This is a genomic window from Stenotrophomonas sp. 2YAF22 (assembly GCF_052114665.1).
In the GTDB taxonomy this organism is placed as follows: domain Bacteria; phylum Pseudomonadota; class Gammaproteobacteria; order Xanthomonadales; family Xanthomonadaceae; genus Stenotrophomonas; species Stenotrophomonas indicatrix.
The window spans coordinates 1-4868 of the sequence record NZ_JBFRFE010000316.1 but is presented as its reverse complement, the minus strand read 5'-3'; the positions used below and the strand labels follow the sequence as shown (position 1 = coordinate 4868).

Below are 4868 nucleotides of genomic sequence, written 5' to 3'. Positions count from 1 at the left end.
ATGGCACCCAGGACAATGACGCGGTCAGTGTGCAGCAGCTGCAGGGACTTCTGCAGGCGACCGGTGGTGCGTTGTCGGCCGATGGCACTGTCATCGCGCCCGACTTCGATCTCGCCCACGGCGGAACCCATACCACCATCGGCAGCGCGCTCACCGCGCTGGACGGCGGCCTCTCCAGCGTTGACGTATCGGTGAACGATCTGCATACGCGGATCAGCCAGGGCACCATCGGCATGGTCCAGCAGGCCGCGCCGGGCAGCGACCTGACGGTCGGTGTGGATCGTGATGGCGCCGCCATTGGTATGGCTGGAACTGCAGGCGCCCGCCGTCTGGGCGGTGTGGCCGATGCCGTTGCTGGCGACGAGGCCATCAACAAGGCGCAGTCCGATGCCGCCGTGGCCAGTGTGGCAGCGGCGCTTGGCGCAGGCGCGGGCGTGGCCGCCGATGGCACCCTGCGGGCGCCGGACTTCGATGTGGTGGGTACCACCGTGCACAGCGCCGGTGATGCGTTGCATGCACTGGATGYGGAAGACCGCGCGCAGCGTGCCGCACTGGTCGATCTGGGCGGCGATCTGGTGGTTGCCCAGCGCTACTTCCAGGCCGCAGCCGGTGATGTCGATGCGCCCGCGACCACCGGCGCGACCGGCAGCACGGCGCTGGGCAGTGCGGCCGCAGCGGGCGGCCAACATTCACTGGCCGTGGGTGCCGACGCGCGTGCTGCCGGGCAGGACAGCGTCGCCATCGGTGCCGGCGCGCGCGCCAACGGCGAGAATGCGGTGGCGCTGGGCGCCGGCTCGGTTGCGGATCGCGACCAGGTGCTGTCCCTTGGTGGCGGCTCTATCGGTACGCGCCAGTTGATCAACGTGGCCAACGGCACCGAAGCGACCGATGTGGTCAACCTTCAGCAGCTGCGGAGCGTGGTTGCCGCCCTCGGCGGCGGCGCGCACGTCGACGCGACGACCGGCAACGTGACAGGCCCGACCTACATCGTGCAGGGCAGCCGTTTCCACGATGCGGGCTCCGCGCTGGGTGCAGTGGACGGGCAGCTGCAGCTGTTGGACCAGCGGGTCACCCATACCGAAGACGACGTGCTGGACACGCAGCGCCAGATCGATGCGTGGAACGACGGCGACGCAGGCCTGGTACGCCAGGATGCCGCCAGCGGCGACATTGCCGTGGCGGCCGGCCGCGCCGGTAGCGTGGTCGACCTGACGGGGTCGGCGGGTGCGCGGCAGTTGAAGGGCCTGGCCGCTGCCGATGACGCAACCGATGCAGTGACCCTGGCACAGATGCAGGACGGCCTGTCGGCGGCGCAGCCAGAGGACAGCCGCTATCTGAAAGTTGACGGTCGTGCTGATGGCAGCGACGACGCCTCGATCAGCGGTGTGGGTGCGCTGGCCATCGGCGCGTCGGCGCAGGCCGACGGTGCTGCGGCCATCGCGCTGGGGCAGGGGGCGAAGGCGTCTGCGGACGGTGCCGTTGCACTGGGCGCAGGGTCGGTGGCCGACCGTGCCAACGCCGTATCGATCGGGCGTGATGGTGCCGAGCGCCAGATCACCCACGTGGCCGATGCCAGCGAGGACACCGACGCCATCAATCTGCGCCAGCTGAAGCAGGCCGGGCTGGTTGGCGACAATGGTGATGTCCAGGAGACGGTCGGCTATGTGGCGGGCAGCGATCGCAGCCAGGTGATGTTCGGTGGGGCCGCAGGCACCGTGCTGGCCAACGTCGCCGACGGTCGCGTGCAGCTGGGCAGCCGCGAGGCGGTCAATGGCGGCCAGTTGTCGGCCATCGGCGAAGGCATCGGCCGGCAGCTGGATGGACTACAGGATCGTGTCGGCGCGCTGGAAGGCCAAGCGGGCGGTGGTGCCGGGTCGGATCTACCCTACTACGGCGCTACCGGCAACGAGGCGCTGGTGGCCGATGGTGCGCCGGCTGAAGCCACGGGCCAGGGCGCCGTGGCAGCCGGTTCCGGCGCGCAGGCGAGTGAAGACAACAGTGTGGCGCTCGGTTCCGATGCCATCGCCGATCGCGCCGACAGCGTGTCGGTCGGGCACGTCGGAGGCGAGCGCCAGATTGCCCATGTGGCCGCTGGCAGCGCCGATACCGACGCGGTCAACGTGGCGCAGCTTCAGGAGCAGATGGCTTCGGTGAACCGCTATACCGACCAACGCGTTGAGGCGATGGAGCAGGCCATTGGCGCACAGGCCTCGCACATGTCGCGACAGATCAATCGCGGCATCGCTGCCTCGGCGGCGCTGGTACAGGTCACACCCAACCTGCCGGGCAAGGTCACGTTGAACTTCGGTACGGCCAGCTATCGCGGCGAGTCCGCATTGGCCCTGGGGTTGTCACGCTGGAGCCGCGATGGCCGCTACAACGTCAACGGCGGGGTATCGGTCGCGCGGGGTGACCAGCCGCTGCTGAGCATTGGCTTTGGTATGGCCTTTGATTGATGGTTGCCCGCTGATTGCAGAGGCATGGCTGCACAGCAGTTTCAGTCCAGCTCCGCAGCCATCGCCGCCAGACGGCTCACGGTGTTGATGTTGCGGCCGGTTCCGTTTGCTGCGAAGGGGACGCGCAGGCGCGAACCGGCCATGCCATCGCCGTAGTGGATAAACAGCTCGCGCTTGCCGAGGGCGAGCTGTTCTTCGCCGATACCGGTGACGCCCTGCAGCGGGTCCTTGGGCAGCGCCTCATCAATGAACAGGGCGATTACACGGTTGCCGGCAGCGTCCTTGAAGGGGTTGCGGGCGATCACCGCGGCCATCTCGGCAGCGGTACGCACCAGCACGCCTACCGGCTTGCCGGCATAGGCATGCAGGCATTGCGCCAAACTGTCGCGCACACCCGTCTCGTCGAGCGGACTGCTGAACACGGCATTGCCGCTGGCGATATAGGTGTGGACGTCCCGGAATCCGGCGTTCTCGCACATCCGCACCAGCTCGGTCATCGGTAGCTTGCCGGTGCCGCCGACATTGACCGCGCGCAGCAGGGCCACGTAGGCGGTCATGGCGCAGCGGCCTGCAGCCGGTCGTACATGCGCACCAGATCGACCAGCGTGCGTGCTTCCATCTTGCGCATGACCTGCGCGCGACGCACCTTCACGGTGATCTCGCTGACACCCAGGTCGGCGGCGATCTGCTTGTTCAGGCGTCCGCGCACCACGCCGGCAACCACCTCGCGCTCGCCGGCGTTCAAGGTGCTCCAGCGCAGCTGCAACGCACCCAGCGCGTCACCGTCGCGGCGCCGCTGGCGATCGATCTCGATGCCCCTGTGGATCGCGTCCAGCAGTTCCTGGTCGCGGAACGGCTTGGTCAGAAATTCGATGGCGCCGTCCTTGATCGCATTGACGCCCATGGCGATGTCGCCGTGGCCGGTGATGAACACCACCGGCAGGTGCAGATCGTGGCTGGCCATGTTGCGATGGAAATCCAGTCCGCTCTGCCCAGGCATGCGCACGTCCAGCACCAGGCAAGACGGAGCGTCGTCCCGCGGGTGGGCAAGAAATTCCCCGGTGGAGGCGAAGGCCCGCACCTGCAGGCCCATCGATGCCAGCAGGTCCTCCAGCGCGGCGCGAACCGAGGCGTCGTCGTCGATCACATAGACGATCGGTGCCGGTTCCATAGGTGCTGTGGTGGGTTTACGCATGCGCAGCCTCCGTGGCCGTGGGCAGCTCGAAGATGAAGCAGGCGCCGCCACCGGGCGGTCGTTCGGCGCGGATATGGCCGCCGTTGGCTTCGATCATCGAGCGGCTCAGGCTGAGGCCCAGGCCGAGGCCGTTCGCCTTGGTGGTCCAGAATGCATCGAACACGCGGTCAGTCTGCTCAGCGGGCAGCCCGACRCCGCGATCGCGCACGCTCAGGCTGACGTGGCCGCGACCMTCGTACGCCGTCAGCAGGGACAGCCTGCGCTCGCTTACGGGCGTGTCCGACATTGCATCGACGGCGTTGAGGATGAGGTTGCCGATCACCTGCTGCACCTGTACGCGATCGGCATGGGCAGGGGGGAGTTCATTGCCCAGCACCAGCGCCACGGTCACACCATGCTGTTCCAGTTCGCTGCGCGAGAGTGCCAGCATTTCCTCCACGGCCAGGTTGAGGTCGAAGGCCTGGCGCTCTGGCGCGGCGCCTTGGGTCAGGCCACGGATGCGGGCAATCACGTCACTGGCGCGATGGGCGTCGGCGACGATGCGGGCGATGGTCTGGCGCGCCTTGTCCAGGTTCGGCGGTTCCTGGGCCAACCAGCGCTGGCTGGCTTCGGCGCTGCTGGCGATGGCCGCCAGCGGCTGGTTCACTTCATGTGCGATGGAGGTGGTCAGCTCGCCGACGGTGGAGGCGCGCGCCACCCGCAGCAGGCGCGACTGTGCATCCTGCACCGCGGCCTTGGCCGCTTCCATCTTCAATGCGAGGTAGGTGGTGATGCCGATCACCAGCATGCCGATCGCTGAATTGACCAGGCCGATGCGGTAGGTGCCGAAGCGGGTCAGGAAGAAGCTGAGGCCGGTCAACGCGATGCAGACCGCGGCAAGCAGGATGAGGCCGCGTGCGGGCAGCCGCCGCGACGCTGCCAGGATCACTGCAGCGTAGAAGCAGGCGGCGGCAACGGCGTAGTCGGTAACCGTATCGACCAGGAAGATGGCCGCCATCACGATGATCAGGGCCAGCACGACCAGGGGGCGGCGGGGCGACAGCGATGGCATCGGGACGGCTCCCTGGCGTGGGTGGAAAGGATAGCAAAGCGCTGTTCAGTAGATGCCGACCTTGGTCGGCATGCGCCAGAGAGATGCACGGTAGTGCCGGCCGCTGGCCGGCATCTGCAGGGTGTTCCCGCAGTTCATGAGGTTGCCGGCCAGCGGCCGGCACTAC

General features: G+C 67.9%; 4 protein-coding genes. 1 reads left to right on the top strand and 3 read right to left on the bottom strand.

Annotated elements, in window-relative coordinates:
- Window positions 1-2456 (top strand): YadA family autotransporter adhesin (locus AB4Y84_RS13275; protein ID WP_442250261.1); only part of this gene is annotated, 2456 nt, incomplete at its 5' end.
- 41 nt (window positions 2457-2497) lie between these two features.
- On the opposite strand, the gene AB4Y84_RS13270 is transcribed toward AB4Y84_RS13275, so the two are convergent.
- From AB4Y84_RS13270 to AB4Y84_RS13260, 3 genes are read right to left on the bottom strand one after another with little or no spacing between them, the layout of a single operon-like run.
- The gene (locus tag AB4Y84_RS13270) at window positions 2498-3013 is read right to left on the bottom strand and encodes a DUF1697 domain-containing protein (protein WP_442243639.1); all 516 of its coding nucleotides are present in this window, start codon (window positions 3011-3013) and stop codon (window positions 2498-2500) included.
- Complete coding sequence (locus tag AB4Y84_RS13265) at window positions 3010-3651, bottom strand: response regulator transcription factor (RefSeq protein WP_033831197.1); 642 nt, start codon at window positions 3649-3651, stop codon at window positions 3010-3012. The genes AB4Y84_RS13270 and AB4Y84_RS13265 overlap by 4 nt, the downstream gene beginning before the upstream one ends.
- The gene (locus tag AB4Y84_RS13260; protein ID WP_442250260.1) at window positions 3644-4702 is read right to left on the bottom strand and encodes a sensor histidine kinase; all 1059 of its coding nucleotides are present in this window, start codon (window positions 4700-4702) and stop codon (window positions 3644-3646) included. The genes AB4Y84_RS13265 and AB4Y84_RS13260 overlap by 8 nt, the downstream gene beginning before the upstream one ends.
- Window positions 4703-4868 lie beyond the last annotated feature (166 nt).

Coding starts and splice junctions, on each gene's coding strand:
- AB4Y84_RS13270 (WP_442243639.1), bottom strand. CDS start 3,013: ATGACCGCCTACGTGGCCCTGCTGCGCGCGGTCAATGTCGGCGGCACC.
- AB4Y84_RS13265 (WP_033831197.1), bottom strand. CDS start 3,651: ATGCGTAAACCCACCACAGCACCTATGGAACCGGCACCGATCGTCTAT.